The sequence below is a fragment of the Micromonospora matsumotoense genome (assembly GCF_050951065.1).
GTDB lineage: Bacteria > Actinomycetota > Actinomycetes > Mycobacteriales > Micromonosporaceae > Micromonospora > Micromonospora matsumotoensis.
Map to the genome: position 1 here is coordinate 4044835 of NZ_CP192025.1, position 25459 is coordinate 4070293.

The 25459-nt window shown below is 74.7% G+C and carries 29 protein-coding genes; 19 read left to right on the forward strand and 10 right to left on the reverse strand.

Annotated elements, in window-relative coordinates; all coding sequences use genetic code 11:
- Positions 1 to 4: 4 nt before the first annotated feature.
- Positions 5 to 1726 carry an acyl-CoA dehydrogenase gene (locus ACQP1S_RS17850; protein WP_432896633.1) on the reverse strand — a complete coding sequence of 574 codons (1722 nt, stop codon included), beginning with the start codon at positions 1724 to 1726 and terminating at the stop codon, positions 5 to 7.
- 53 nt (positions 1727 to 1779) lie between these two features.
- Positions 1780 to 2331 carry a PadR family transcriptional regulator gene (locus tag ACQP1S_RS17855; RefSeq protein WP_091242844.1) on the reverse strand — a complete coding sequence of 184 codons (552 nt, stop codon included), beginning with the start codon at positions 2329 to 2331 and terminating at the stop codon, positions 1780 to 1782.
- A 202-nt stretch (positions 2332 to 2533) separates the two neighbouring features.
- On the opposite strand from ACQP1S_RS17855, the gene ACQP1S_RS17860 reads away from it, so the two are divergent.
- On the forward strand, positions 2534 to 2752 hold the full coding sequence (locus ACQP1S_RS17860; RefSeq protein ID WP_245722405.1) for a hypothetical protein: 219 nt from the start codon (positions 2534 to 2536) through the stop codon (positions 2750 to 2752).
- A gap of 179 nt (positions 2753 to 2931) precedes the next feature.
- On the opposite strand, the gene ACQP1S_RS17865 is transcribed toward ACQP1S_RS17860, so the two are convergent.
- Entirely contained in the window at positions 2932 to 3966 is a 1035-nt protein-coding gene (locus ACQP1S_RS17865) for an ABC transporter substrate-binding protein (RefSeq protein WP_432896637.1), read from the reverse strand.
- A gap of 71 nt (positions 3967 to 4037) precedes the next feature.
- On the opposite strand from ACQP1S_RS17865, the gene ACQP1S_RS17870 reads away from it, so the two are divergent.
- Genes ACQP1S_RS17870 through ACQP1S_RS17880 form a run of 3 tightly spaced genes read left to right on the forward strand, consistent with a single transcriptional unit; the run spans position 4038 to position 7010 of the window.
- Positions 4038 to 5111, forward strand: a complete 1074-nt coding sequence (locus tag ACQP1S_RS17870; protein ID WP_432908122.1) for a FecCD family ABC transporter permease — start codon at positions 4038 to 4040, stop codon at positions 5109 to 5111.
- The gene (locus ACQP1S_RS17875) at positions 5108 to 6178 is read left to right on the forward strand and encodes a FecCD family ABC transporter permease (protein WP_432896640.1); all 1071 of its coding nucleotides are present in this window, start codon (positions 5108 to 5110) and stop codon (positions 6176 to 6178) included. The genes ACQP1S_RS17870 and ACQP1S_RS17875 overlap by 4 nt, the downstream gene beginning before the upstream one ends.
- Positions 6179 to 6221: 43 nt before the next feature.
- Positions 6222 to 7010 (forward strand): ABC transporter ATP-binding protein, encoded by a 789-nt coding sequence (locus ACQP1S_RS17880; protein WP_218108179.1) that lies wholly within the window; start codon positions 6222 to 6224, stop codon positions 7008 to 7010.
- Here the strand turns inward: ACQP1S_RS17880 and ACQP1S_RS17885 are convergent.
- Genes ACQP1S_RS17885 through ACQP1S_RS17895 form a run of 3 tightly spaced genes read right to left on the reverse strand, consistent with a single transcriptional unit; the run spans position 6983 to position 9620 of the window.
- Positions 6983 to 7558 (reverse strand): GerMN domain-containing protein, encoded by a 576-nt coding sequence (locus ACQP1S_RS17885; protein ID WP_432896643.1) that lies wholly within the window; start codon positions 7556 to 7558, stop codon positions 6983 to 6985. The genes ACQP1S_RS17880 and ACQP1S_RS17885 overlap by 28 nt on opposite strands.
- A 23-nt stretch (positions 7559 to 7581) precedes the next feature.
- A complete protein-coding gene (locus tag ACQP1S_RS17890) occupies positions 7582 to 8937 on the reverse strand; it encodes a sensor histidine kinase (RefSeq protein WP_432896646.1) in 1356 nt (451 codons plus the stop codon).
- A complete protein-coding gene (locus tag ACQP1S_RS17895; protein ID WP_091242866.1) occupies positions 8934 to 9620 on the reverse strand; it encodes a response regulator transcription factor in 687 nt (228 codons plus the stop codon). Before ACQP1S_RS17895 ends, ACQP1S_RS17890 begins: the two co-directional genes overlap by 4 nt.
- A 149-nt stretch (positions 9621 to 9769) precedes the next feature.
- Here ACQP1S_RS17895 and ACQP1S_RS17900 point away from each other — a divergent pair, with 149 nt between their 5' ends.
- From ACQP1S_RS17900 to ACQP1S_RS17915, 4 genes are all read left to right on the forward strand, one after another.
- Positions 9770 to 10168, forward strand: coding sequence for an STAS domain-containing protein (locus tag ACQP1S_RS17900; protein ID WP_432896649.1), 399 nt, complete (start codon positions 9770 to 9772; stop codon positions 10166 to 10168).
- Positions 10165 to 10434 (forward strand): GlsB/YeaQ/YmgE family stress response membrane protein, encoded by a 270-nt coding sequence (locus ACQP1S_RS17905; RefSeq protein WP_432896651.1) that lies wholly within the window; start codon positions 10165 to 10167, stop codon positions 10432 to 10434. Before ACQP1S_RS17900 ends, ACQP1S_RS17905 begins: the two co-directional genes overlap by 4 nt.
- A 106-nt stretch (positions 10435 to 10540) precedes the next feature.
- The gene (locus ACQP1S_RS17910) at positions 10541 to 11149 is read left to right on the forward strand and encodes an STAS domain-containing protein (RefSeq protein WP_432896654.1); all 609 of its coding nucleotides are present in this window, start codon (positions 10541 to 10543) and stop codon (positions 11147 to 11149) included.
- Positions 11143 to 11430: a BON domain-containing protein gene (locus tag ACQP1S_RS17915; protein WP_432896657.1), complete on the forward strand. Its 288-nt coding sequence runs from the start codon at positions 11143 to 11145 to the stop codon at positions 11428 to 11430. The genes ACQP1S_RS17910 and ACQP1S_RS17915 overlap by 7 nt, the downstream gene beginning before the upstream one ends.
- A 62-nt stretch (positions 11431 to 11492) precedes the next feature.
- Here ACQP1S_RS17915 and ACQP1S_RS17920 read toward each other — a convergent pair whose 3' ends face one another.
- Positions 11493 to 13262, reverse strand: a complete 1770-nt coding sequence (locus ACQP1S_RS17920) for a sulfatase-like hydrolase/transferase (RefSeq protein ID WP_432896660.1) — start codon at positions 13260 to 13262, stop codon at positions 11493 to 11495.
- A 62-nt stretch (positions 13263 to 13324) separates the two neighbouring features.
- Positions 13325 to 14164 (reverse strand): CDP-alcohol phosphatidyltransferase family protein, encoded by an 840-nt coding sequence (locus tag ACQP1S_RS17925; RefSeq protein WP_432896663.1) that lies wholly within the window; start codon positions 14162 to 14164, stop codon positions 13325 to 13327.
- 93 nt (positions 14165 to 14257) lie between these two features.
- Between ACQP1S_RS17925 and ACQP1S_RS17930 the strand changes: the two genes are divergently transcribed.
- The 10 genes from ACQP1S_RS17930 (at position 14258) to ACQP1S_RS17975 (ending at position 22900) form a co-directional block, all read left to right on the forward strand.
- The gene (locus ACQP1S_RS17930; protein ID WP_432896666.1) at positions 14258 to 15253 is read left to right on the forward strand and encodes a zinc-dependent alcohol dehydrogenase; all 996 of its coding nucleotides are present in this window, start codon (positions 14258 to 14260) and stop codon (positions 15251 to 15253) included.
- Positions 15241 to 15639 (forward strand): 6-pyruvoyl trahydropterin synthase family protein, encoded by a 399-nt coding sequence (locus ACQP1S_RS17935; protein WP_432896669.1) that lies wholly within the window; start codon positions 15241 to 15243, stop codon positions 15637 to 15639. The genes ACQP1S_RS17930 and ACQP1S_RS17935 overlap by 13 nt, the downstream gene beginning before the upstream one ends.
- 3 nt (positions 15640 to 15642) lie before the next feature.
- Positions 15643 to 16677, forward strand: coding sequence for a glycosyltransferase family 4 protein (locus ACQP1S_RS17940; RefSeq protein WP_432896672.1), 1035 nt, complete (start codon positions 15643 to 15645; stop codon positions 16675 to 16677).
- Positions 16674 to 17654: a class I SAM-dependent methyltransferase gene (locus ACQP1S_RS17945; RefSeq protein ID WP_432896675.1), complete on the forward strand. Its 981-nt coding sequence runs from the start codon at positions 16674 to 16676 to the stop codon at positions 17652 to 17654. The genes ACQP1S_RS17940 and ACQP1S_RS17945 overlap by 4 nt, the downstream gene beginning before the upstream one ends.
- Before the next feature lie 136 nt (positions 17655 to 17790).
- On the forward strand, positions 17791 to 18762 hold the full coding sequence (locus ACQP1S_RS17950; RefSeq protein WP_432908125.1) for a lysylphosphatidylglycerol synthase domain-containing protein: 972 nt from the start codon (positions 17791 to 17793) through the stop codon (positions 18760 to 18762).
- A gap of 12 nt (positions 18763 to 18774) precedes the next feature.
- Entirely contained in the window at positions 18775 to 19431 is a 657-nt protein-coding gene (locus tag ACQP1S_RS17955) for a GTP cyclohydrolase II (protein ID WP_432896678.1), read from the forward strand.
- Entirely contained in the window at positions 19431 to 20168 is a 738-nt protein-coding gene (locus ACQP1S_RS17960; protein WP_432896681.1) for a RibD family protein, read from the forward strand. The genes ACQP1S_RS17955 and ACQP1S_RS17960 overlap by 1 nt, the downstream gene beginning before the upstream one ends.
- A gap of 116 nt (positions 20169 to 20284) precedes the next feature.
- Positions 20285 to 21022: a zf-HC2 domain-containing protein gene (locus ACQP1S_RS17965; protein ID WP_091243877.1), complete on the forward strand. Its 738-nt coding sequence runs from the start codon at positions 20285 to 20287 to the stop codon at positions 21020 to 21022.
- An 80-nt stretch (positions 21023 to 21102) separates the two neighbouring features.
- Positions 21103 to 21798 (forward strand): response regulator transcription factor, encoded by a 696-nt coding sequence (locus tag ACQP1S_RS17970; protein WP_363668096.1) that lies wholly within the window; start codon positions 21103 to 21105, stop codon positions 21796 to 21798.
- A complete protein-coding gene (locus ACQP1S_RS17975; protein WP_432896684.1) occupies positions 21791 to 22900 on the forward strand; it encodes a sensor histidine kinase in 1110 nt (369 codons plus the stop codon). The genes ACQP1S_RS17970 and ACQP1S_RS17975 overlap by 8 nt, the downstream gene beginning before the upstream one ends.
- On the opposite strand, the gene rfbA is transcribed toward ACQP1S_RS17975, so the two are convergent.
- Both rfbA and ACQP1S_RS17985 read right to left on the reverse strand, forming a co-directional pair.
- Complete coding sequence (gene rfbA, locus ACQP1S_RS17980; RefSeq protein ID WP_091242917.1) at positions 22855 to 23730, reverse strand: glucose-1-phosphate thymidylyltransferase RfbA; 876 nt, start codon at positions 23728 to 23730, stop codon at positions 22855 to 22857. The two genes, ACQP1S_RS17975 and rfbA, sit on opposite strands and share 46 nt — an antisense overlap.
- A 54-nt stretch (positions 23731 to 23784) precedes the next feature.
- A complete protein-coding gene (locus ACQP1S_RS17985; protein WP_432896688.1) occupies positions 23785 to 23967 on the reverse strand; it encodes a hypothetical protein in 183 nt (60 codons plus the stop codon).
- 527 nt (positions 23968 to 24494) lie between these two features.
- Between ACQP1S_RS17985 and ACQP1S_RS17990 the strand changes: the two genes are divergently transcribed.
- Positions 24495 to 25169 (forward strand): helix-turn-helix transcriptional regulator, encoded by a 675-nt coding sequence (locus tag ACQP1S_RS17990; protein WP_245722410.1) that lies wholly within the window; start codon positions 24495 to 24497, stop codon positions 25167 to 25169.
- The last annotated feature ends 290 nt before the right edge of the window (positions 25170 to 25459 follow it).

Below are 25459 nucleotides of genomic sequence, written 5' to 3' on the forward strand. Positions count from 1 at the left end.
GGGATCAGGGGGTCATCTCGTAGCGGCCGGCGAGGGCCTCCACCCGGGACCAGACCCTGCCGGCGCGGGCCGCGTCGGCGACCGGGCGACGGATCTGGGTCAACGCCCAGGCTGCCTGGGCGTCCGTGGCGGTCGGTTTGCCGTGCAGTTCGGTGGCGTGGCCGGCGAAGTCGCGGACCAGGATGTCGAAGATCTGGTCGAGCAGGTCGGCGTCCAGCCCGGTCGCCCCGGCCTGCTCCAGGATGAGCTGGCCATAGACGACCAGCGCGAAGAGCTGCCCGAGGGCGAGCAGGAAGTCGAGGTCACCCTGCTGCTCCTCGCCGGGCGGGTGGGTGGCGAGCAATTCGCGCAACCCGTCGGCCTGGGCGGTGAACCGGGCCACGTTCGGCACCTCGGCCCGGGCGGCGTACGCGGCCCGCCAGTCGTGGAACCGGATCGCCCCCAACCCGCGCGCCGGGCCCTGCCGGAACAGGAACCCGTCGTCGGCCGGATCGTGCCGGGTGGGCACCCCGGGGAACTCGGCCGGGGCGAAGAAGTAGTTCGTCATGAACTTGAGGATCAGCGCCAGGTTGACGTGCACGGTGCCTTCGAGCTTGGGCAGCCCCCGGATGTCCCGGGCGGCCTTGTCGAAGTAGGTGTCCGCCTCGAACCCCTTGGCGGCGATGACGTCCCAGAGCAGATCGATCACCCGCTCGCCCTCGGTGGTCACCTTCATCTTGGTCATCGGGTTGAACAGCAGGTAACGCCGGTCGTCGGGGCCGGCCGAGCGGAAGTAGTCCACCGCCCGGTCGCTGAACAGCTTCATCGCGACCAGCCGGGCGTACGCGTCGGTCAACTCCCGGCGGACGTGCGGGAAGTCGGTGACCCGCCGGCCGTAGAGCACCCGGCGGTGGGCGTGGGTGACCGCCTCGTACATGGCGTGTTCGCAGATGCCGATGCTGGCGGTGCAGAGGTTGAACTTGCCGACGTTGACCGTGTTCAACGCGGCGTCGAAGGCGGCCCGGCCGGTGTGCAGCACGTCCTGCGCGCGCACCGGGTAGTCCTCCAGCCGGAACTCACTGACGTACATCTGCGCGTTGACCACGTTGCGGACCAGCCGGTAGGCCGGATGCCGGCTGTCGGCGGCGAAGAAGACGTAGCCGTCGGGCCCCTCGACGTCGGCGCGGCGGCCGAAGACCGAGACCAGGCCGGCGACGTTGCCGTTGCCGATGTAGTACTTGCCGCCGGTGGCCCGGAAGCCGTCCGCGCCGTCGGGGGTGAGCAGCATGTCGGTGGAGTAGATGTCGGCGCCGTGCGCCCGTTCGGAGAGGCCGAACGCCATCACGTGCCCGTCGTCGAGCAAGGCCGCCGCACGGGTCCGGGCGGTGGCGTTGTCGCTCTGCCAGACCGGGCCGAGGCCGAGGACGGTGACCTGCCAGGTGTACCAGTAGCCGAGACCGTAGAAGCCGAGCACCTCGCTGAGCGCGGCGTTGCGCGCGGTGTCCCAGCGTTTGGCCGGGTCGCCGCCACCGTCGGCGGCCGGGGTGCAGAACGCCGCGAACAGCCCCTGCTTGGCGACGAAGTCCAGGAAGTCGGCGTACCAGGTGTGGTCGTTGTAGCTGTCGACCAGCGCCTTCTTGCCGCGCTGTTCGAAGAAGTCGACAGTCGCCCGCAACAGCCGGCGGGACTCCTCGTCCAGATGGTCGGGGTCGTAGCGGTGCGGGTCGAGCAGCAGGTTGTCGGCCATCGCGAGGTGGTCCCTTCTCCGGAGCTGGTCAGCGGTCCGCGCGCGCGGGTGGGTCAGTGGTCCAGACCGCGCAGGGTGGCCAGGACGTCGTCCAGCCAGGCCAGCACCATCCGCTCGTACGCGATGCCGCCGCGCAGCACGACGTGCTGGAGGGCGGCGCGGTCGTCGGCGGGGACGGTCCCGGGGAAGTCGCGGCGCTCGCCGGCCAGGTAACGGGCGAGCACCGCCTCGTGGTCGGCGCGGTACCGCGCGACCTCGACGAGCAGGGCGACCTGGCCGGCCCGGTCGGTGAAGGCGGCCCCCCGGACCTTGACGGCGAGTTCGTGGCGCACCGCCTCCGGCTGGACCTCCTCACGGAGCCAGTCGGTGAGCACGGCCCGGCCCGGGTCGGTGACCGACCAGCGTCGTTTGTCGGGCCGGCCGCGCTGGTCGACCTGTTCGGCGGTGATCCAGCCGTCCGCCCCCATCCGCCCGAGCACCCGGTAGATCTGCTGGTGGGTGGCGGTCCAGAAACGACCGATGGAGCGGTCGAAGCGGTGCGCCAGCTCGTAGCCGGAGCCCGGCTGCTCCAGCAGCGAGACGAGGATCGCGTGTTCGAGCGCCATGCCGGCATCCTGCTATGCAACGAGTTGCACAGCAAGGGAGGAGTGGTGATCCCCACCAAGGTCGCTTGGTTTTGCCCCCCGGCCCGGTGGAGACTCTTCTTCGGTACCGACAAAGGGGGAGACCATGCCCGACACCGACCGCCCACAGCGACATACCCGAGCCACCGTGCCTGCCGGGGTGACCGATCCACTCCTGTGGCGAATGGCTCTCGATGTGATCGACGCGCACCATCCCGACCAGGGCGGGCGTTGCGACAACCTGCTCTGCGAACACCAGGAGTGGCCCTGCGACGCCGCCCGCAACGCCCACCGGGCGCTGACCATGGCCGGCGACGTGACGACCGTCGTCGACGACCGACGCACCGTACGGGAGCAGCCCGGTCGGCCCACGCGGCGCGCGCGTACCGTCGAAGCGGCCTGAACCGGCCTCGTCGTCCCCCTCACTCCCCGGCGGCTGGCGCACCGGAGCGGCGAGGCGGAGATCGGCGACACCCGACCGACGACAGCGGTGCGGTGCGGTGCGGTGACACCCGGTGGCCGGCGGTGGGGTCCACACCCGGACACCCCCCTGCCACCGGGTCACGCCGGTCGGCGTCGGCGTCAGCCGAGGCGCTTGGCGGAGCGGATCGCGGTGGCCAGGTTCTCCAGCAGCGGGGCCGCGCCCGCGTACGAGAAGCGGGGCACCGCGTCCCACGGGGTCACCTGGTTGGCCTTGACGGCCGGCAGCTGCGCCCAGGTGGGCTTGGCCGCGAGGTCCTTGGGCTGCAGGGCGGTGGAACGGTTGTCGAGCAGGATCAGGTCGGCCGGGAACTTGCCGGCGTTCTCCCAGCTCAGCGCCTCGAAGTAGTCGCCGGCTTCGAGCTTGGTCGGCACCACGATCTCCACGCCCAGCTCGGCGAAGTACATCAGGTCGGTGCTGACCTTGGGGTTGGAGACGTAGAACAGGTCGGGGCTGCCCGAGGAGGCCATCACCCGGACGCCCGGGTTGGCCTTGACCGCCGCCCGCACCTGCTCGGCGGCGGCCTCGAAGCGGGCCTTGGCGTCGGTGACCTTCGTGGCCGACAGGTCCGCGCCGAGCGAGCGGGCCAGCTCGGCGTAGCGCTCGATCGGGCGGGTCATCGGGGTCCGCGCGGTAGCGATCGCCACGCTCGGCGCGAGCTTGAGGATCTTGTCGCGGCTCTCGTCCGGGACGTACCAGAGGGCGTCCGGGTCGTACATGTGGGTGACCAGCAGCTCGGGGCGCAGCGCGGCGTACTTCTCCACGTTGAACTCGCCCCAGACGTTGCCCAGCACGGTGACCTGGTCGACGTCGAGGTCACCGGCCTGCGGCTCACGGGAGCCGTCGGTCCGGGTGGTCTCGCCGAACACGCCGACCAGCGGGGAGTCGAGTCCGAAGTCGACGAGCGCGGCGGCCACCCCGGTGAAGGCGACCACCCGGGTCGGCGCGGTGGGCGCGTCGACCTTGCGCTGCCGGTCGTCGGTGAAGCTCCACGGGCCGGCGGAGCCGCCGGCGGCGGGCTTCGCCGGGTCGTCGCCCCCGCCGCAGGCGGCGAGGAGGGCGGTCAGGGCCGCGCCGCCGCCGGCGGCGAGCAGACCCCGGCGGGAGAGTCGGGGTGCGGACGAGAAAGGCAACATGTGACGTCTTTCGATCAGGCCCGGACCGCGACGGTCCGCGACGGCACAATTACGGTAGCCAACCTGAACCGCTGCCAACAGCCGCCGCGCGCCGCTCTCCCCTCCTGGAGCCGACCCTGTCCGCCACCCTCGCCCCACCCGCCACCCCGCCGGGGGCGGCGCCGAACCGCCGGCGCACCGGCGTCCGGGCCGTCGGGCTCGGCACGGGCCTGCTGCTGCTCGTCGCGGTGGCGGCGCTCAGCATCGCCGTCGGCGCGAAGCAGCTCACCCTCGTCGAGGTGTGGCACGGCCTGATCTCCACCACCTCCCCCGAGCACGCGGTGGTGCAGCAGATGCGGCTGCCCCGTACCCTGCTCGGCCTGCTCGCCGGTGCCGCCCTCGGAGTGGCCGGCGCCCTCATGCAGGCGCTCACCCGCAACCCGCTCGCCGACCCCGGCCTGCTCGGCATCAACGCCGGCGCGTCCGCCGCCGTGGCCACCGCCACCGCGCTGCTCGGCGTCGCCACGGTGCGGGGGTGGATCTGGTTCGCCCTGCTCGGGGCGGTGGTCGTCACGGTGGCGGTTCACGCGGTCGGCGGCGGTCGGCAGGCCACCCCGGAACGGCTGGCGCTGGCCGGGGCCGCCCTCAACGCGGTGCTCTACTCGTACGTCAGCGCGGTGATGCTGCTCGACGCGGCCTCGCTGGACCGGCTGCGGTTCTGGACCGTCGGCTCGCTGGCCACCGCCGACTTCACCACCGTCGCCACGGTGGCCCCGTTCATCCTGGCCGGCCTGCTGGTCGGGCTGGCCGGGGCCCGTCCGCTCAACGCCCTGGCCCTCGGCGACGACGCGGCCCGCGCACTCGGCGCCCGCCCCGCCCTGGTCCGGGCCGGCACCGTCACCGCGGTCACCCTGCTCTGCGGCGCGGCCACCGCCGCCTGCGGCCCGATCGTCTTCGTCGGCCTGCTCGTCCCCCACCTGGTACGCGCGCTGACCGGCCCTGACCTGCGCTGGTTGCTGCCCTACTCGGCGGTGCTCGCCCCGGTGCTGCTGCTCGGCGCCGACGTGCTCGGCCGGGTCCTCGGCCGACCCGGGGAACTCCAGGTCGGCCTGGTCACCGCTGTGCTCGGCGGGCCGCTGTTCCTGCGTCTGGTGGCCCGCCGATGAAGCTCACCCGGCCGGTCGACCCGTCCCCCCGCACCCGCCCGGCGGCGCGGGTGCTCCGGTGCGGGGGACGCTCGGTGCGCTGGCGGGGCCGGTCCCTGGTGGTCGGACTCGGGGCCACCGCCCTGGCCGTCGTCCTCGGGGTGCTCGCGATCGGCGGCGGCGACTACCCGATGAGCCCCGCCGACGTGCTGCGTACCCTCACCGGCGGCGGCAGCCCCGCCGAGGACTTCATCGTCGGCGAGCTGCGACTGCCCCGGCTGGTGACCGCGCTCGCTGTCGGCGCCGCCCTGGCACTGTCCGGCGCGATCCTCCAGTCGCTGGTACGCAATCCGCTGGGCAGCCCCGACGTGCTCGGCGTCACCCAGGGCGCGGCGACCGGCGCGCTGATCGTGGTGGTGGCCGGGGGCGGCACCCTGCTGCTCTCCGGCGCGGCGCTGCTCGGCGGGCTCGCCACCGGCCTGCTGCTGTGGGCGGTGGCCGGCCGGCACGGCCTGCACGGTCACCGGCTGGTGCTGGTCGGCATCGGCACCACGGCGATCCTGACCGGCGTCAACGGTTGGCTGCTCACCCGGGCCCCACTGATGGACGCGGCCCGGGCCGTGCTCTGGCTCACCGGCAGCCTCGACGGGCGGGGCTGGGCGCAGGCCGTCCCGCTGCTCGGCCTGCTGGCGCTGCTGACGCCGGTGGTGGTCGGGACCGCCCGGGCGTTGTCCCTGATCGAGCTGGGTGACGACACCGCCACCGCGCTCGGCGTGCCGGTGTCCCTGGTCCGGCAACTGCTGCTCGGGGCGGCGGTGCTGCTCGCCGCCGGGGCGGCCGCCGCCGCCGGTCCGGTCTCGTTCGTCGCCCTGGTCGCGCCGCACCTGGCCCGCCGGCTCACCCGGGCACCCGGCCCGAACTTGGCCGGCGCCGCCGGGATCGGGGCGGTGCTGCTGCTCGCCGCCGACCTGGCCGCGCAGCGGGCGATCGACGGTCACCAGCTCCCCGTCGGGGTGGTCACCGGGCTGATCGGCGGGGCCTACCTGGTGTGGTTGCTCGCCGCGCGACGACGCGCGGCCCGGATCTGAGGAGGACGCGGTGACCCAGGAGAGTCGGCTGGGCGGGGTCGGGCTGACCCTGGCCTACGATCGGCGGGTGGTGGCCCGGGACCTGTCGGTGGCCGTGCCCGACCGGTCGTTCACGGTGGTGATCGGCCCCAACGCGTGCGGCAAGTCCACCCTGCTGCGTGCCCTGGCCCGGACGCTGCGGCCGGCCGCCGGCACGGTGCTGCTCGACGGCCGGGACATCCACTCGCTGCGCTCGCGGGAGGTGGCCCGTACCCTCGGTCTGCTGCCCCAGTCGTCGGTCGCGCCGGAGGGCATCACCGTGGCCGACCTGGTGGCCCGGGGCCGCTACCCGCACCAGGGCCTGCTGCGCCAGTGGTCCACCGAGGACGAGCGGGTGGTCACCGGGTCGATGGCCGCCACCGGCGTCGGTGAGCTGGCCGACCGGCCCGTCGACGAACTCTCCGGCGGACAGCGGCAGCGGGTCTGGATCGCGATGGCGCTGGCCCAGCAGACCTCCCTGCTGCTGCTCGACGAACCGACCACCTACCTCGACGTCGCGCACCAGATCGAGGTGCTCGACCTGTGCGCCCGGCTGCACGAGGAGCAGGGCCGCACCCTGGTCGCGGTGCTGCACGACCTGCACCACGCGGCCCGGTACGCCACCCACCTGATCGCCATGCGCGACGGCCGGGTGGTGGCCCAGGGAGACCCGCGCGAGGTGGTCACCGCCGCGCTCGTCGAGGAGGTGTTCGGGCTGCCCTGCCGGATCGTCGAGGACCCGGAGACCGGCACCCCGCTGGTCGTGCCCCGGGCCCGGCGGGGCCGTCAGTCCGGTCCGGTGACCGCCGGATAGTCGGCGGCGGTCAACGGGCCCGACGACAGCGAACCGTCGGCCCGGGGCACCTCCAGCGGTCGGCCCCGCAGCAGGAACGACACCCCGGCGACGTCCGCCCGGCCGTCCAGGGTGCAGACGATCTGACCGTAGGCCAGCACCTCGTCGCTGCGACCGGACTCCTCCCCCAGCGGCTCCACCTCCACCTGGGCCCGCCCGTCGACCAGCCGGGCCCCCAGCACGTGCACCGCACCGGGCAGGGCGGTGCCGAAGCCGGCCACCCGCTCGGCGTTGTCGGGGCCGGCCAGCAGCCGACGCAGGTGCCCGTCCACCCCACCGGCCGCGTCGACCTGCCGGAGCACCCGGACCAGTCGGCCGGCCCGGACCAGGCAGAACGCCTGTTCCACCCGGCCCGGCGCGCTGCTCGCCGCCGGAGCGGCCGGCGGCCCGAACGGCGGCTCGACGGCCCGGGGCTGTTCGTCGGCCGGCACCCCGCAGCCGGCGAGCAGCAGCAGGGCCACCACCGGCGGCAGCAACCACCGCCCCGACGACGACACCCGCCGGGTCACGGCCGGGGAACGCCGCCGCCGGGTCACGGCCGGGCCCCCGGCAACTCCACCCGGAACCGGGCGCCGCCGCCGGGCCGGTCGCTGACCGAGGCCCGGCCGCCGTGGGCGGCGGCGTGCTGGGCGACCAGCGCCAACCCCAGCCCGGTGCCGTCCCCGCCGGCCCGGTCGTGCGCGGCCCGCCCCCGGACGAACCGGTCGAAGACCACCTCCCGGTCGGCCACCGGCACCCCCGGACCCTCGTCGTCGACCTCCACCACCCCGACCCCGTCGGAGACCCACAACCGCACCGCGACCGGGCCTCCGCCGTAGCGGACCGCGTTGTCCAACAGGTTGACCAGCACCTGCTCCACCCGCCGGGGGTCCACCGACCAGCGCCCCGGCGCGGGAGGGCCGGCACCGACCAGCGACTCGGGCAGCCCCCGCCCCCGGCACGCCCCCCGGGCCAGCGCCACCACGTCGACGTCCTCCCGCTGCACCGGCCGGTCGCTGCGGGCCAGCTCGATCAGGTCGTTGACCAACCGCTGGAACCGGGAGATCTCCTCGCTGACCAGGCCGGCGGCGGTGGCCGTCCGGTCGTCCAGCCCGTCGCGACGCCGGGACAACACGCTGGCCGCCGCCGACAGCGTCTGCAGGGGCGAGCGCAGCTCGTGGGCGACGTCGGCGGCGAACCGGCGGTCCCGTTCGATGCGTACCGCCACCTCGTCGGCCATCCGGTTGAACGAGGTGGAGAGCCGGGCCAGGTCCGGGTCGGTGCCCGGGGCGAGCCGGGCGGTGACGTCCCCCGCCGCGATCTTCTCCGCCGCGTCGGCCACCGCCGTCAACGGGCGCAACCCGTGCCGGGTGGCGTACCAGCCCAACGCCGCGCCGGAGCCCGCCACGGTGACCGCCACCACGGTCAGCGCCAACGCCAGCACCTGGAACGTCTGCTCCAACTCCCGCAGCGAGGTGATCTCGTAGTAGCCGGTGGAGTCGGCCAGTGGCACCCCGACCAGCAGCGCGGGCTGCCCGTCGACCCGGACCCGCTGCACCGCCGGCTCACCGTCGGCGACCATCGCCAGCAGCGCCGCCGGCACCGCGCCGGACGGGCCCTCGTCGGCGGTCCGGGCGTACCAGCGGCCGTCGCGGTGCACCAGCGCCCGGCGGGTGCCACCGGTGTCCAGGGTGCGCAGCACCTCGTAGACGTCCGGGGTGTCGGTGTCCAGGCCGGCCCGGACCACCGCCGCGTCGAAGTACGCCGCCCGCAGCGCGGTCCGCTCCCGCTCGTCGAGCAGCGAGCGGCGCACCAGCTCGTACGAGATCAGCGCCATCAGCGCCGACAGCAGCAGCGCCCCGATCGCGAAGGCGGCGGTGACCCGGGCCCGCAGGCCGAGACGCCTCATCGTTGCAGCTTGTAGCCGAGGCCCCGCAGGGTCACCAGGTGCCGGGGGTTGGCGGGATCGGCCTCGATCTTCTGCCGCAGCCTTCCCACGTGCACGTCGACCAGCCGCTCGTCGCCGGTCTCGTAGCCCCACACCCGGCTGAGCAGCTGCTGCCGGGACAGCACCCGGCCGGCGTGCTCGGCCAGCTCGCAGAGCAGCCGGAACTCGGTGCGGGTCACCGGCACCGGTTGGCCGGCCCGGCGCACCTCGCCGGCCTCCGGGCTGATCTCCAACGGGCCGAACGCCAGCACCGGCACCGCCGCCGAGGACACCGAGGCGGCCGTACGACCGCGCCGGCGCAGCGCCCGCAGCCGGGCCGAGAGTTCCTTGATGGCGACCGGCTTCACCAGGTAGTCGTCCGCGCCCGCCTCCAGCGCGGCGACGATGTCGTGGGTGTCGTCGCGGGCGCTGACCACCACGATCGGCACGTCGTCGTCGCGGCGCAACTGCCGGATGCACTCGAAGCCGTCGAGGCCGGGCAGCATCAGGTCCACCAGCACGTAGTCGGCGGCCTCCTGCCGCTGGGTCCGCAGCCCCTCCTCCGCCGTGGCCGCCCCGCGCGCCAGGTAGCCCTCGTCCTCCAGGGCCAGCAGCAGCGCCAGACGGATCCGGTCGTCGTCCTCGATCACCAGTACGCCCGCCATCGGGGAATCGTGCCCGGTGCGCGCCGACGATGACGAACCGGCTGCGGTGTCCGCGAAATTTGTCACGCAACTGACATACGTTCGCGCGGCGCTCGCCAACCCCGGCTCGCAGGCTGGGGTCCGGACAGCGAGCCGGAAGGAGGCCGATCGTGGGAGCATCCCGCCCGGAGTGCACCGTACCGCTGGTGGAGGTGCGCGTCACCGACGACCTGGACCTGGCCGCGCTGGCCCGGTCCCGGCAGGTCTTCGACCGGCTCGTCGCGCTGCGCCCGGCGCACGTGGTGGTGGACCTCTCCGAATGCCGGCACCTCGACGCCGCCGCCGTCGGGCTGCTGCTCGACGTGCACCGGCAACTGGCCCGGCACGGCGGCGTGCTGACCCTGCGGGACCCCAGCCCCCGCGCGTTGCGCGTGCTGAGCGCCGCCCGGGTGTCCCGGGTGCTGCCCATGGTCACCACCCCCAGGGCTCTGCCGGTGGACGGCGGGCTGGTCCCTGCCGCCGTCCACCGGCAGCCCACCCTGCCCCGGGTCCGGGAGCACAGCCGATGAGCGTGCCGGGCATCATCGCCGCCGTCGTCGTCGGGCTCGTGATCGGCGCGCTGGGTCGACTCATCGTCCCCGGCCGCACGCAGATCCCGGTCTGGCTCACCCTCGCCGTCGGGCTGGTCGCCGCGCTGCTCGGCACCATCCTGAGCCGGCTGGTCGGCATCGACAACGACGGCTACACCCTGCGGCAGCTGATCGTGCAGGTCGGCCTGGCCGGGGTCGCCGTGGCGCTGGTCGTCGGCACCGCCGGCGGCCGCACCGAGACCTGACCCACCGGATCCGGCCGTGGTCCGGCGCGCGGGGTGTCCGGTCGGCCACCGCGCACCGGGCCACGACCGCCGGGCCCGCCGGCTTCGCTCCCGAAGGAGGAGACCGATGACCGTCGTACCGGACGAGACGATGATGACGCTGATCTGTGACAGCTGCGGGACGGTGGCGAGCGGCCCGGCCTGCGTCCTGCCCGACGCCGAGGTGGTCTGGACGTTCGTCGCCGAGCAGGGCTGGACCGGTTCGCCGTTCGCCACCGGCCCGCACCGCTGCCCCCGCTGCGAACTGGTCCCCGGACCGGCCCCGGTGCCGGCCCGCGCGCCCCGCCGCGCCGACACCCTCGGTGTGCTCGGCGTCGAGCACCTGGATGAGGTGGCGATCGTCACCGCCGCCGGTGACCTGGACATCGCCACCGGCGACGACCTGCACGGCGCGTTGTCAGAGGCGGTCGACGCCGACCGGCACGTGGTGGTCGACCTGGTCCGGGTGCACCTGATCGACTCCACCGCCCTCGGAGTGCTGGTCCGGGCCCGGCAGGACGCCCGGCAACGCGGCCGGCGACTCAGCCTCGCCGGGCCGTCCCGGTACGTCCGCACCGTGCTGCACACCATGCGGCTCGACCGGGTCTTCCCGGTCTTCGACAACCGCCGGGACGCGGTGGACTGGTCCCGGGCCGGCACGGCCGACCGGCCCCGGGAGAGGAGTGCGGCATGGTGATGCCGTGGCCGCTCCCCGACGACATCTGGTTCCGCCCCGAGCCCGAGCCGCCCGGCCCGCCCGGCGACGACGTCCGGCTGGCCGCCGAGGTGGCGTACCGGATCGTGGGCGGGGTGGGTCTGCGGGCCCGACGGATCACGGTCACCGCACAGCACCGGGTGGTGATCCTCGGTGGCGTCGTCCCCGACGTCGAGGCCCGCAAGCTCGCCGGTGAGGTCGCCTGGCAGGTGCCCGGCGTGGCCGACGTCTGCAACGCGCTGCGGCTGTCCGCGAAGCGCTGATCCCCGGCGTCAGCGACACCGGGGACCGGCGGGACGCAAGGTCGGCAGCAGGACGCCGGGGGTCAGCGCGGCGCGGCGACGTGGGCCGGCGGCTGCGGACCGAACGCGGTGAGGAACCGGTCCCGGAAGGTGTCCATCGGCCACACCGGCGCGTCCGGGCCGGGGCGCAGCCCCTCCTGCCAGCCCCAGCCGCCCACCCGGGCCAGCACCGCCGGATCGCGGGCGACCACGGTGATCGGCACGTCCCGGCTGGCGTTCGGCCCGGTGACCAGCGGGGACGGTTGGTGGTCACCGAGGAAGACCAGCACCAGGTCGTCGTCGCCGTACGTCTGGACGTAGGAGATCAGGCTGTTCAGCGAGTACTCGATCGACCGGCGGTAACCGGTGCGCACCTCGGTGGTGCTCCGTCCCACCACGTCCTTCGGGTTGAACGCCACCGACGTCGGCCGACGATAGATCGAACCGTCCCCGACGTGCTCCCAGTCGAGCATCCGGGGGATCGCCGCCCACGGGGAGTGGCTGGAGATGAGCGGGATCTGCGCCATGACCGGGGCGTGGCCGGGGGTGGCCCGCTCCCGGCGCTGGAAGGTGGACAGGGTGTACTGGTCGGGCATCGGCGCGTAGCTGAACTGCGGGCCCCGGTAGTCCAGCCCGGCCGCGTCGTAGTAGCGGTCGTAGCCGAAGAACGCCCCCTCCGGCCAGGGCGAGGTGGCCGCCGGTATCACCCCGACCGTCTGCCAGCCGGCCCGGCGGAACGTCCCGTTGAGGGTCAGCCGGTCGCTGGCCAGCAGGCTGTCGTGCCGTTGCTGGTTGTCGATCCACAGCCCGGACAGCAGGGTGTCGTGGGCCAGCCAGCTCCCCCCGCCGGCGGTGGGCGAGGTCAGGAAACCGCTGCGGGCGGTGAACCCGGCGGCAGCCAGTCGCTTGGTGCCGCCGTCGAGCACCGCACCGACCTGCCCGGCGAACTCCGGGTCCTCGACCGCGTCCCGGCCGTAGCTCTCCACGAAGGCCAGCACCACGTCCTTGCCGCGCAGCGCGGTGAGCAACTGGTCGCCGGGGGTGTCGCGGAAAGCGTCCTGGGCGACCTGGGCGGCGAACTCCCGCCGGTCCCGCAACCCCGCGCCGACCTGGCCGACGTGCTGCCCGACCAGGGTCGCCGTACCGGAGTCGGCGACCGGGACGCCGAGTGTCGCGGCGGCCACCCAGAGGGCGGTGAGGCCGGCGACCACCCGGGTGGCGGCCCGGTGGTGCCCGACCGCCACCCGGGTCAGCCGCAACACCGACCGGGTGGTGAGCACCAGCAGGGCGACCACCAGGACGACCAGCCCGACGGCGGCGGCGACCGCGCCGCCGGTGCCCACCGAGTCGGCGACGAAGGCGTAGCCGTCGTCCAGCAGCACCCAGTCGAGGACCAGGTCGAACGGGCGGGCGAAGCTGGCCGACATGCCGAGGTCGAGCACCTTGACGACGGCGACCAGCCCCAGCGCCGCCCCGAGCGGCACCGCGACCAGCCGACGCGCCCGGCCGGGCAGCGCCAGCAGCAGGGCGGCGGCGACCAGGCCCTCGATCGGCACCCGCAGGAACGCGACCGGGGTCACCAGGTCGAGCCGGTCCGGTGCGGTCAGCACCACCAGGATCAGCAGGGCGGCCAGCACGGTGGTCACCCGGGCCGCGACGGTCCGCCACCGGGCCCGCTCCGGCGTCGGCGCGGTGTCGTCCGTCGGGGTCGGCGTGCCGCCGGTGGACTCGGCGGTCGGGGCGGACCGGTCGGCCGGGATGGGGGCCTCCCCGGCTGCCGTGCTCGGGCGACGCAGACGTGACAACAACGACACTCCGGAAGATCCTTCCTGGGGAGGGCCCCGGCGGCGGGGCCGGGGAGGGTCGACGGTCCGGCTCAGACCGGCTGGTGGGCGACGAACGGCCGGTCGGTGACGGCTTCCACCCGGGGCCGCACCGATGGTACGGACGGCAGCACCACGACCGACGGCACCAGCGGGACGGAGATCGACGTGGCGGGCGTCGGCGCGGCGGGCCGGGCGGGCCGGGTCGACCGGTGCCACCAGAGCCAGCCCACGTCGTGACCGAACGACTCGACCAGCAGCGCCAGCGCCACCGCGGCCAGCACGGCCGTCACCGGCCGGACCAGCAGGTCGGCGGCGACCACGAGCAGCAGCACGCCCTGTGCGGCGGCGACCACCTTGCGCCAGAAGCGCGGCGGCAACGAGCCCCGCATCCAGGGCAGCAGCCAACCGGCGGCGACGAAGGCGTAGCGCAGGCCACCGATGGCGAGCACCCACGGACCCACCGCCGGTGCCACCTGGACGCTGAGCACCAGGATGAGGAACGCGTCGACCTCCATGTCGAAGCGGGCGCCGAGCGCGCTGACCGTGCGGGTGCGCCGGGCCACCCAGCCGTCCACCGCGTCCAGCGCCAGCGCCACCGCGGTCATCGGCACCAGCACCCCCAGCGGGGCCGAGCCGTCCAGGGCGGAGACGACCAGGGCGGTCACCCCGCCGACCAGCACCCCCCGGGCCAGCGTCACCTGGTCCGCCGGCCCGAGCCGGTCGGCGTCGCGACGACGCAGGCCACGCCGCAGCGCGACGCAGGTGACCACGCCGTACGCGAGGCCGGCCAGCCAACCGGCGACGTCGAGCCCGACGGTCACGGCCAGCCCGGCCAGCAGGACTGTCTGTACGGTCAGGCCGAGCACCGGACCGGTTCGAACCCTGGACACCCTGCCTCCGTGTTTATGATCGACGACCTCGGTAGTGGGTACGCAGAACGCCGTCGTTTCGTTCGGTTCCCCGGCAGATGAGGAGAAAACCGCGTGATCCGCGATGCCCGGGCCTTCTGGCTCCGCTCCCCCGGCGTCGGCGAGCTGAGGACGGTGACCCTGCCCACTCCCGGCCCCGACGACGTGCTGGTCCGCAGCGTCTACTCCGGGGTGAGCCGCGGCACCGAGACGTTGGTCTTCACCGGTAGCGTGCCGGAGAGCCAGTACACGGCGATGCGCGCCCCGTTCCAGGAGGGCGACTTCCCCGCCCCGGTCAAGTACGGCTACCTCAGCGTCGGGGTGGTCGAGGCCGGTCCGGCGGCGTTGCGCGGTCGGACGGTGTTCTGCCTGCACCCGCACCAGAGCGCGTACGTGGTGCCCGCGTCGGCGGTGACCCCGGTGCCGGACGACGTGCCGGCGGCCCGCGCGGTGCTGGCCGGCACGGTGGAGACGGCGGTCAACGCGCTGTGGGACGCCGCGCCGCTGGTCGGTGACCGGGTCAGCGTGGTCGGCGGCGGGATGGTGGGGTGCAGCGTGGCTGCCCTGCTGGCCCGCTTCCCCGGGGTCCGGGTCGAACTGGTCGACGCCGACCCGGCGCGGGCGGCGGTCGCCTCGGCGTTGGGGGTCGACTTCGCCCTGCCGCAGGCGGCGACCGGTGGGCGGGATCTGGTGGTGCACGCCAGCGCCACCGCCGCCGGCTTGCAACGCAGCCTGGACCTGCTCGCCCCGGAGGCCACCGTGGTCGAGCTGAGCTGGTACGGCGACCGGCCGGTGGAGCTGTCGCTGGGTGGGGCGTTCCACGCCGGCCGGTTGACCGTCCGCAGCAGTCAGGTCGGCACGGTCTCCCCGGCGCGGGCGTCCCGGCGCGGCTTCGCCGACCGGCTGGCGCTCGCCCTGGAACTGCTCGCCGACCCGGTGTTCGACGCGCTGCTGACCGGCCGGTCCCGCTTCGCGGAGCTGCCCGGGGTGCTCGACCGCCTGGCCTCGGGGGAACTCCCCGCGCTCTGCCATCTGATCACCTACGACGAGGAGACGCCGTGTTCAGCGTGACCGTTCGGGACCACATCATGATCGCCCACAGCTTCCGGGGCGAGGTGTTCGGGCCGGCGCAGAAGCTGCACGGGGCGACCTTCGTCGTCGACGCGACCTTCCGCCGCCCCGAGCTGGACGACGACGGGATCGTGGTGGACATCGGCCGGGCGATCGACGAGCTGAAGGCGGTGCTGGCCGACCTGACGTACCGCAACCTGGACGACGAGCCGGCGTTCGCCGGGCAGAACACCACCACCGAGGTGCTGTGCCGGGCCATCGCCGACCGGCTCGCCGACCGGGTGCAGGCCGGTGGGCTCGGCGCGGGCGCCCGGGAACTGGCCGGGATCACCGTCACCCTGCACGAGTCACACATCGCCTGGGCCAGCTACGAGCGGTCGTTGTAGCCCGTGCCGGCGGTGCACGTCGTCCTCCCCGGGGACATCGACGATCCGGCCACGCCCAGCGGCGGCAACGCGTACGACCGGCGGGTCTGCGCCGGGCTCACGGCGGCCGGGTGGACGGTGCGCGAGCACGGGGTGCCCGGGGACTGGCCGCACCCCGACGAGGCGGCGCGGGCCCGGCTGGCCGGGCTGCTCGCGGCCCTGCCGGACGGCACCCCGGTCCTGTACGACGGGCTGGTCGCCTCGACCGTGCCGGAGCTGCTGGCGGCGCAGGCCGGCCGGCTGCGTCAGGTGGTGCTGGTGCACATGCCGCTCGGTGACGACGCGGAGGCGCGCGCGCTGCCGCACGCCGACGCGCTCGTCACCACCAGTGGCTGGACCCGGGACCTGCTGTTGGCCCGGCATCCACTCGATCCGGCCCGGGTGACGGTGGCCGTCCCCGGTGTCGACCCGGCCGACCTCGCGCCCGGCACGGCCACCGGCACGATGCTGCTCTGCGTCGCGGCGGTCACCCCGGTCAAGGGGCACGACGTGCTGCTCGACGCGTTGACCGGGCTCGCCGACCGGCAGTGGACGCTGGACTGTGTCGGCGCGCTGGACCGCGACCCGACCTTCGTGGCCGCGCTACGCCAGCGGGCCGACCGGGACGGGCTGGCCGGGCGGGTGCGGTGGCACGGACCGCTGACCGGGCCGGCGCTGGACGCGGCGTACGCGGGGGCGGATCTGCTGGTGCTGCCCTCCCGCGCCGAGACGTACGGGATGGTGGTGGTCGAGGCCCTGGCCCGGGGCCTGCCGGTGCTGGGCACCACCGTCGGTGGGGTGCCCGAGGCGCTGGGCCGGACCGCCGACGGCACCCCGCCCGGGACGCTGGTGCCCCCCGGCGATCCGGTGGCCCTGGCCGGTGGGCTGCGCCGTTGGCTGCACTCGGCCGACCTGCGCGGGCGGCTGCGCCGGGCGGCCCGGGACCGGCGGGCCGACCTGCCCGGCTGGCCGGCCACCACGACCGTGATCTCCCAGGTGCTGGACGGAGTGAGGACATGACCGCGTACGCCACCGACCCGTTCGCCGACTGGCTGCGGCTGCGGGAACCCGCCGACGCCGACGCCCGCAGCGGGGAGCTGGTCGACCTGCTCCGCGCCCGGCTCACCGGCACCGGCACGGCGGCGGGTGCCGGTGGTTCCGGCGTGCCGACGACCGCCGCCGGTGGCCCGGGTACGGCAACCGGCGGTGCGGCCGGCCTGTCGCCGGCCGGTGAGGGGGGGCCCGGGATGCTGGTGGCCGGTGCCGGGTCCGTCACGCCGCTGCGCGGGGACCGCCCGTGGGTGGTGCACGACCTGGGCAGCGGCACCGGGTCGATGCTGCGCTGGCTGGCCCCGCTGCTGCCCGGCCCGCAGCGCTGGGTGTTGCACGACCGGGACCCGGGGTTGCTGGTCCGGGCCGGCACGGCGGTGCCGGTCGCCGCCGACGGCAGCCCGGTCGAGGTGACCACCCGGCAGGGCGACCTCACCCGGTTGACCGCCGCCGACCTCGCCGACGCCGACCTGGTCACCGCGTCGGCGCTGCTGGACATGTTCAGCGCCGAGGAGATCACCCGGGTGGTAGCCGCCTGCGCCGGCGTCGGCTGCCCGAGCCTGTTCGTGCTCTCCGTGGTCGGTCGGGTGGTGTTCGATCCGGCCGACCCGCTGGACGCCGAGATCGCCGCCGCCTTCGACGCCCACCAGCGGCGTACCGTCGACGGCCGGGACCTGCTCGGGCCGGACGCCGCGGCGGCGACCGTCGCGGAGTTCGGCCGGCACGGGATGCCGGTGACCGTGCGGCCGAGCCCGTGGCGGCTCGGGCCGGAGCGGGCGGCGCTGCTCGTCGAGTGGTTCGACGGCTGGCGCGACGCGGCCGTCGCGCAGCGCCCCGAGCTGGCCGACCGGACCGCCGCCTACGCCCGGTGGCGGCGGGCCGAGGCGCGGGCCGGTCGACTCACCGTCACGGTCGGTCACGACGACCTGCTCGCCGGGGTGGAATGAACCGGTTGACCGGCCGGCACGTGAGAAGGGACAAGATCTTCCGAGGAGGAACCGCGTGTCACCGGACACCACCGGCACCGCTCCCGCCCGTACCCCGTCCCCCCGCCCGGCCCGGGGCTCGTCGGCCTGGGCCTGGCTGAGCAACCTGGGCGGGGTGGGTCTGGTCGGCGTGCTGCTGTGGTGGTTGGGCACCGGCCCGGCCCTGGCCGGGCTGCGCCGGATCGACGCCCCGGCGGTGCTGACCGCGCTGGCGCTGGGCGCGCTGGCCACGGTCGGCTGCGCGTGGCGGTGGCGGCTGGTCGCCGAGGCGCTCGGCATCCGGCTGCCGCTGGGCACGGCGGTGGCCGACTGCTACCGGGCGGTCTTCCTCAACGCGACGCTGCCCGGCGGGGTGCTCGGCGACGTGCACCGGGCGGTACGGCACGGCCGGGAGGCCGGTGACCTGGGTCGGGCCGTACGGGCGGTGGTCTGGGAGCGGACCGCCGGGCAGGTGGTCCAGGTGGTGCTCGCGGCGGTGCTGCTGCTGGCCCTGCCGTCGCCGGTGCGGCCGTACCTGCCGATGGTGACGGCGGTGGCGGTGGCGGTCGGCCTGGTGCTGGTGGTGTTGGTCCGGGCGCTGCCCCGGTCGGGGCCGTCGCGGCGGGCCCGGGCGGTGCGCGCCGCCACCGCCGACGTGCGGGTCGGACTGCTGGGCCGGCGCACCGGGCCGGGCGTGCTGGTCGCCTCGACCGTGGTGGTCGGCTGTCACCTGGCGACGTTCGTGCTGGCGGCCCGGGTGGCCGGGATCACCGTGCCGCTGTCGGTGCTGGTGCCGCTGACCCTGCTGGCATTGTTGGCGATGGGGCTGCCCGCCAACATGGCGGGGTTCGGCCCCCGCGAGGGCGTCGCGGCCTGGGCGTTCGGGGCCGCCGGCCTGGGCGCCGCCGAGGGGGTGGCCACCGCCCTGGTGTACGGGGCGCTGGTGCTGGTGGCCGCCCTGCCGGGCGCCGCCGTGCTGCTGCTGCGGGGCCGCCCGTCCGCGCTGCGGGAACGCGCGGGTGACCTTACGGTGGGAACTCAGGGTGGTTCCTCACCGGTACCCGCTGCCGGGCTGGCCGGCAGCGCCTGACAGAGGAGACACATGTACGACGCACTGCCGGCGGCGACGGTCCGGACACAGGTCACGGTCCCGCTGCGGTTCTCCGACGGGTACGCCACCACGGCCCGGGTCTTCTCGTTCGACGGGCTGGTGGACGGCCGGGAGCACCTGGCGTTCGGGTTGGGCGACTGGTCGGGCGCGCTGCGCCGGCACGCGGCGGGCGGGGCGGCGCCGCTGGTCCGCCCGCACAGCGAGTGCCTGACCGGGGACGTCTTCGGCAGCCAGCGCTGCGACTGTGGCCCGCAGCTGCGCGAGGCGGTCCAGCGGATCACCGAGGCCGGCGGTTTCCTGCTCTACCTGCGCCAGGAGGGACGCGGCATCGGCCTCTACCCGAAACTGGACGCGTACGCCCTGCAGGACGCCGGGTTGGACACCTACGAGGCGAACGTGGCGCTCGGGCACGACGAGGACGAGCGGGACTACCGGGTCGCCGCGCAGATGCTGGCGGTGCTCGGCGTGCCGGAGCTGGTGCTGCTGAGCAGCAACCCGGAGAAGGCCGAGCAGTTGACCCGGCTGGGCGTGGCGGTGGCCGAGGTGGTGCCGACCGGGGTGTTCCTGTCCCCTGCCAACGCCGACTACCTGGCGGCGAAGGCGAGCCGGGCCGCGGCCCGGTCCGTCGACCTGCCGTCGTTGAACTGATGGGCGTCGTACCGGCCGGTGCGGCGGCCGCCGCCGTCCCGGTGGCGACCGGGCGGCCGTACGTGCTGCTCAGCTGCGCCACCTCGATCGACGGTTACATCGACGACGCCACCGAACAGCGGCTGCTGCTGTCCAACGCGGAGGACATGGACCGGATCGACGCCGTGCGGGCCAGCTGTGACGCCATCCTGGTCGGCGCGGGCACGATCCGGGCGGACGACCCCCGGCTGGTGGTCCGCTCGGCGCGGCTGCGGGCCGCCCGACAGTCCGCCGGGTTGCCGCCGTCACCGGTGAAGGTGACGTTGACCGCCCGGGGGCTGCTGGACCCGGCGGCCCGGTTCTTCACCGTCGGTGACGCCGAGAAGATCGTCTACTGCGCCGGGCCGGTGGTGGACAAGACCGCCGAGCTGCTCGCCGGGTCGGCCACCGTGGTCGACGCGGGTGACCCGTTGGACCCGGCCCGCGCCCTGGCGGACCTGGCCGGCCGGGGGGTGCAGCGGCTGATGGTGGAGGGCGGCGCGGCGGTGCACGCCCAGTTCCTCACCGCCGGGCTCGCCGACGAACTGCACCTGGTGGTCGCCCCGTTCTTCGTCGGCGACCGCCGGGCCCCCCGGTTCGTCGGCGACGGCACGTTCCCGTGGCACCCGGGCCGCCGGGCCAGGGTCGCCGAGGTACGCCAGATCGGCGACGTGGTGCTGGTCCGCTACGCCCTCTCGGAGCGTTGCCCCGACGGGTGAACCGGCCGACGGGTCCGGTCCGTACCATGCGAACGAGGGACCGTCCGGTTCACTACGCTGCGTGGTAGCGGCCGACGGTACGGACGAGGAGTGGCGGGATGAGCGACCATCCCCGGATGCGGTGCGAGTCATGGCGGGAGATCCTGTCGGCCCAGCTCGACGGGGAGGAGACCGCCGAGGAGCGGGGCGCGGTCCAGGCGCACCTCGACGGATGCGCGGACTGCCGCGCCTGGCACGAGGTCGCCGCCATGGTGACCCGACGGGCCCGGACCCGGGTGGTGTCGGCGGTGCCCGACCTGACCGAGTCGATCCTCGCCGCCGTGCCCCCGCCGCCCCGACGGCGGGTCGACCGGTGGCGGGGTGGGCTGACCAACGGGCTGCGGTTGGCCCTGGGCCTGCTCGGGGCGGTCCAGCTCGCTCTCGGCCTGGCCCAGGTGGGACAGGGCGTCAACGCTGAGCACCTGCACCCGACCGGGCAGCACCTGTGGCACGAGTCGGCGGCGTGGAACGTGGCGGTGGGTGCCGGTTTCCTCTTCGTCGCGCTGCGCCGTACCCCGCCGGCCGGGTTGTTGCCGATGCTGAGCGCCTTCGTCGCGACCCTGGTCCTGCTGTCGGTCAACGACCTGGTCACCGCGCAGGTGGCGGTGCCCCGGCTGGTCAGCCACGGGTTCCTGGTCGGCGGCTACCTGATCACGGTGCTGTTGTTCCGGCTGGGCCCCCGCCCGACCGGCCCACCGCAGGGACGGCGGACCGGCCGGTCCGGGTGGCGGTTGCGGCTCGACGAGCTCGACGAGCCCCGCCGGATGGCGACGCCGCCGTACGGCGCGCAGGCCCGGGACCGCCGGGCGGCCTGAGCAGCGCACACCGTAAGCACCTGGCAAGGTACGCCGGCCCGTCGCGCCGTTACGCTGGCCGACACGAGAGGGAGGTGCCGGTGGCGCAACGGGTGCTGGTGGTCGACGACGACCGGACGGTCAGCGACGTGGTGTGCCGATATCTGGAGCACGCCGGCTATCAGGTGGACCATGTGGGGGACGGGGCCGCCGCGCTCGCCGCCGTGGCCGCCGCGCCACCCCAACTGGTGGTTCTGGACGTGATGCTGCCGGTGCTGGACGGGCTGGAGGTGTGCCGACGGCTGCGGCAGCGACCGGACGGCGTACCCATCGTGATGCTGACCGCCCGGGGCGACGAGGCGGACCGGATCCTCGGCCTGCAACTGGGCGCGGACGATTATCTGAGCAAGCCGTTCTCCCCCCGGGAGCTGGTGCTGCGGGTCCGCTCGGTGCTGCGCCGGGCCGGCGGTGAGCCGGTCGCGGCGACGGCGCAGGTGCTCACCGACGGGGGGCTGACCGTGCTGACCGGCCCCCGGGTGGCCCGGTTGCACGGCCGCGACCTGGCCCTCACCCTGCGCGAGTTCGACCTGCTCGCCCACCTGATGGGGCACCCCGCCCGGGCGCTGTCACGGGCCGAGCTGCTGGAACGGGTCTGGGGTTGGCGGTTCGGCGACCAGTCCACGGTGACCGTGCACGTCCGACGACTGCGCGAGAAGATCGAGGACGATCCGGCCAACCCGCGCCGCATCGTCACGGTCTGGGGCGTCGGCTACCGGTACGAGCCGGCCGATGACTGACCTGGCACTGATCTTCGGGGCGGCGCTGGCCGCGGCGGGCGGGGTGGGGCTGCTCGGCGCGGGGGTGCTGCGGCTGCTGCGCGGGCGGTCCATCACCGTGCACGTCACGGTGCTGCTGGCCATGACGGTGAGCGCGGTGGTGGCCGGGGTGGCGGTGATCGCCGAGGCGATGTTCCTCTCTCCGCACGACCTGGAGGTGGTGCTGATCACCGTTTCGGCGGCGGCCCTGGTCAGCCTCGCGGTCGGTTGGCTCTTCGCCCGCCGGCTCGCCACCGCGGCGGTCTGGGCCGACCAGGCGCGGGCCCGGGAACGGCAGGTCGAGAAGGGTCGTCGGGACCTGGTCGCCTGGGTCTCGCACGACCTGCGGACCCCGCTGGCCGGGTTGCGGGCGATGGCGGAGGCGCTGGAGGACCGGGTGGTCGCCGACCCGGTGACGGTGGACGAGTACCACCGCCGGATCCGGGTCGAGACCGACCGGATGACGCGGCTGGTCGACGATCTGTTCGAGCTGTCCCGGATCAACGCCGGGGCGCTGCGGCTGTCGCTGTCGGCGGTGCCGCTGGGTGACGTGGTCTCCGATGCCCTGGCCGGCACCGCGCCACTGGCCGCCGCCCGCCGCATCCGGCTGCTGTCGGCCGAGTCGGGCTGGCCCACGGTGACCGCCAGCGAGCCCGAGCTGAGCCGGGTGGTGGGCAACCTGCTGCTCAACGCGGTGCGCTACACGCCGGCCGACGGCACCGTCTGGGTCGACGCCGGGCGCGACGGTGACGTCGCCTGGCTGGCCGTCGCCGACACCTGCGGCGGCATCCCCGAGGCCGACCTGCCCCGGCTGTTCGACGTGGCGTTCCGGGGCGAGCCGGCCCGTACCCCGCACGCGGGCACCGACCCGATCGCGGGCTCCGGCGGGCTGGGGCTGGCCATCGTGCGCGGGCTGGTCGAGGCGCACGGCGGTCGGGTGGACGTGCACAACGTCGCCGAGGGCTGCCGGTTCGTCGTGCGGCTGCCGCTGGCCGGCGGCGTCCGGTCCACCGCCGGCGGCTGGCGCACGCCGGTCGGTCAGGCCCCGAACTCCTCGGCGATGTCCATCACGTACCGGCCGTAGTCGGAGCCGGCCATGGCGGCACCCAGCCGGTGGCAGGCCGCCGCGTCGATGTAGCCCATCCGCAGCGCCGTCTCCTCCAGGCAGGCGATCCGGACGCCCTGCCGCTCCTCCATGGTCCGTACGTAGAGGCTGGCCTGGAGCAGCGCCTCCGGGGTGCCGGCGTCCAGCCAGGCGAACCCGCGCCCGAGGTCGACCAGGCGGGCCCGCCCCCGGGCGACGTACACCCGGTTGACGTCGGTGATCTCCAGCTCGCCGCGCCGGGACGGCCGGATGTTCTTGACGATGTCGACGACCTCGTGGTCATAGAGGTAGAGGCCGGTGATCGCCCGGTTGGAGTGCGGCTGGGAGGGCTTCTCCTCGATGTCGCGCAGGGTGCCGTCCGGGCCGGTGACGCCGACGCCGTACCGCTCGGGGTCGTGGACCGGGTAGCCGAACAGGGTGCAGCCGGTCACCGCCCCGGTCTCCTGCCGCAGCAGCCGGGAGAACGCGGTGCCGTGGAAGATGTTGTCGCCGAGGATCAGCGCGCTGGGCTCCCCGCCGATGTGGTCGGCGCCGATCAGGAACGCCTCGGCGATGCCGCGCGGCTCGGGCTGCGCGGCGTAGGAGATGTCCAGCCCCAGGTGCGCGCCGTCGCCGAGCAGCAGTCGGAACTGCGGCAGGTCGGCCGGCTTGGCGATGACCAGGATGTCCCGGACGCCGGCCAGCATGAGCACCGACAGCGGGTAGTAGATCATGGGCTTGTCGCCGACGGGCAGGAGTTGCTTGGACACCGGCACGGTCATCGGGTAGAGCCGGGTGCCCGACCCTCCGGCCAGGACGATTCCCTTCACGGTCCTTCCTCCTCCAGACGTCGGCGCCGCCGGGCGGGGCGCGGTGGGGCCGGTTCAGTCGAGACCGCGGATCAGGTGCGGTTCGGTCTCCGGGTCGGACCAGTCGCACTGTCCGCGCCGGTTCGCCCGGGCCCAGGCGTCCAGGGCGGAGGGCGTGCGGTCCGCCTCGGCCGGCCGGGCGGTACGGGGTCGGCCGAGGCGGGGGCGGGCCTCGTCGTCGTCGGAGTTGTCGGTCATCGCGTTCCCCATTCCGGACGCCTCCCATCGTGACGCCGGCACCGGGCCGGACGCACCTTCCTCGTTGCCCAGGTCAACGGTCGAATCGCCGCCCGGCGACGGGCGATCCGCCGGGCGGTGCTTTTCCGACATCAATCGTTGAGCCGGACGCATCGGGCCATGGCGGCAATCATCACCGGATAGACAGGGGGTACGCATCCGGAAAAGACACCTGTTAGCGCCATTCGGATTCCGCGCCGTTGACCATGCTTTGAGGGTGCCCTAGCATTGAGGTCAGCTGATTCGACAAAACCGACAAACCCCTTTTGTCGGTGCCAACCGCCATTTGCCGATTCCGCCCCGGGGGACGTCGCGGAACCGGAACGACGCTGCATCGTCGCAGCCCAACCAGACGATCCACGTCGTACAGACCAGCACCCACCATTACGCTCGCCGGGGGCACGATGGAAGACCACAGCAGCAGAGCGGTCCGGCGGGTCATCGCCGAAATGCACCAGAATCTGGGGAAGCAATTCAGCGTGGACGAAATGGCGCGAACCGCCCTGCTGAGCAAGTACCACTTCTGCCGGGTGTTCCATCGGGTAACCGGAGTGTCACCGGGGCGCTTTCTGTCGGCAATCCGATTCCAGCGGGCCAAGCACCTGCTGCTGGCCACCTCCTGGACCGTCACCGACATCAGTCACCAGGTCGGTTACACCAGCGTCGGCACGTTCAGCGCCCGGTTCAGCAGCAGCGTCGGCCTCTCCCCCTCGACCTTCCGCCGGCTCGGTCGCACCCTGGGGCGGGAGTTGCCGTACCGGCCGCCCTGTCCGAGCCGGCCCGACCCGGCCGAAGCCACCGGCCCGACCGTCCGGGGGCAGATCCGGGCGCTCCCCGGCGAGGCACCCGACTGGATCTTCGTGGGACTGTTCCCGGAGCGGATCCAGCAGGGCAAGCCGGTCAGCTCCACGGTCCTACCCGGCCCCGGCCCGTACCTGCTGGGCCCGGTGCCGCCGGGCACCTGGTTCGTCCTGGCCCATGCGGTGCACCGCCGCCGGTCGGCCACCGGAGCACGGCCGCTGCTGGTCGGCCACCACGGGCCGGTGACGGTCGGCTGCCCGTCCCGGTCGATCCGGGCCGACCTCACCCTGCGCCCCATGCGCACCTTCGATCCGCCCGTGGTGCACGCGGCCGGCCTGCCGCCACTGCTGCGCACCGGCTGACCGCGGTTGACCGTCATCGCCCCCCGACGGCCGGGACGGGCGACAGCCGGGTCCCGCGCCGCCGGTCACCGACCGGACGCGGTCGTCGCACCGCCCGTCCGCGCCGCCCGTCCGCGCCGCACGGTCGCGCCGCACGGTCGCGCCGCACGGTCGCGCCGCACGGTCGCGCCGCACGGTCGCGCCGCACGGTCGCGCCGCACGGTCGCACCGCACGTCCGCCGTCCGCCCGTCCGCGCCGCCGGTCAGCGACCGCACGGTCGCCGCACGGCCGCGTCGGGGCCGTCCCGGGC

What these genes read in the sequence shown, in the direction of transcription:
- ACQP1S_RS17855 (WP_091242844.1), bottom strand. Translation starts at nt 2,331, where the DNA reads ATGGCGCTCGAACACGCGATCCTCGTCTCGCTGCTGGAGCAGCCGGGC.
- ACQP1S_RS17865 (WP_432896637.1), bottom strand. Translation starts at nt 3,966, where the DNA reads ATGTTGCCTTTCTCGTCCGCACCCCGACTCTCCCGCCGGGGTCTGCTC.
- ACQP1S_RS17975 (WP_432896684.1), top strand. Translation starts at nt 21,791, where the DNA reads ATGACTGACCTGGCACTGATCTTCGGGGCGGCGCTGGCCGCGGCGGGC.
- ACQP1S_RS17965 (WP_091243877.1), top strand. Translation starts at nt 20,285, where the DNA reads ATGCGGTGCGAGTCATGGCGGGAGATCCTGTCGGCCCAGCTCGACGGG.
- ACQP1S_RS17985 (WP_432896688.1), bottom strand. Translation starts at nt 23,967, where the DNA reads ATGACCGACAACTCCGACGACGACGAGGCCCGCCCCCGCCTCGGCCGA.
- ACQP1S_RS17890 (WP_432896646.1), bottom strand. Translation starts at nt 8,937, where the DNA reads ATGAGGCGTCTCGGCCTGCGGGCCCGGGTCACCGCCGCCTTCGCGATC.
- ACQP1S_RS17875 (WP_432896640.1), top strand. Translation starts at nt 5,108, where the DNA reads ATGAAGCTCACCCGGCCGGTCGACCCGTCCCCCCGCACCCGCCCGGCG.
- ACQP1S_RS17910 (WP_432896654.1), top strand. Translation starts at nt 10,541, where the DNA reads ATGACCGTCGTACCGGACGAGACGATGATGACGCTGATCTGTGACAGC.
- ACQP1S_RS17960 (WP_432896681.1), top strand. Translation starts at nt 19,431, where the DNA reads ATGGGCGTCGTACCGGCCGGTGCGGCGGCCGCCGCCGTCCCGGTGGCG.
- ACQP1S_RS17945 (WP_432896675.1), top strand. Translation starts at nt 16,674, where the DNA reads ATGACCGCGTACGCCACCGACCCGTTCGCCGACTGGCTGCGGCTGCGG.
- ACQP1S_RS17915 (WP_432896657.1), top strand. Translation starts at nt 11,143, where the DNA reads ATGGTGATGCCGTGGCCGCTCCCCGACGACATCTGGTTCCGCCCCGAG.
- ACQP1S_RS17895 (WP_091242866.1), bottom strand. Translation starts at nt 9,620, where the DNA reads ATGGCGGGCGTACTGGTGATCGAGGACGACGACCGGATCCGTCTGGCG.
- ACQP1S_RS17955 (WP_432896678.1), top strand. Translation starts at nt 18,775, where the DNA reads ATGTACGACGCACTGCCGGCGGCGACGGTCCGGACACAGGTCACGGTC.
- ACQP1S_RS17990 (WP_245722410.1), top strand. Translation starts at nt 24,495, where the DNA reads ATGGCGCGAACCGCCCTGCTGAGCAAGTACCACTTCTGCCGGGTGTTC.
- ACQP1S_RS17905 (WP_432896651.1), top strand. Translation starts at nt 10,165, where the DNA reads ATGAGCGTGCCGGGCATCATCGCCGCCGTCGTCGTCGGGCTCGTGATC.
- ACQP1S_RS17850 (WP_432896633.1), bottom strand. Translation starts at nt 1,726, where the DNA reads ATGGCCGACAACCTGCTGCTCGACCCGCACCGCTACGACCCCGACCAT.
- ACQP1S_RS17860 (WP_245722405.1), top strand. Translation starts at nt 2,534, where the DNA reads ATGGCTCTCGATGTGATCGACGCGCACCATCCCGACCAGGGCGGGCGT.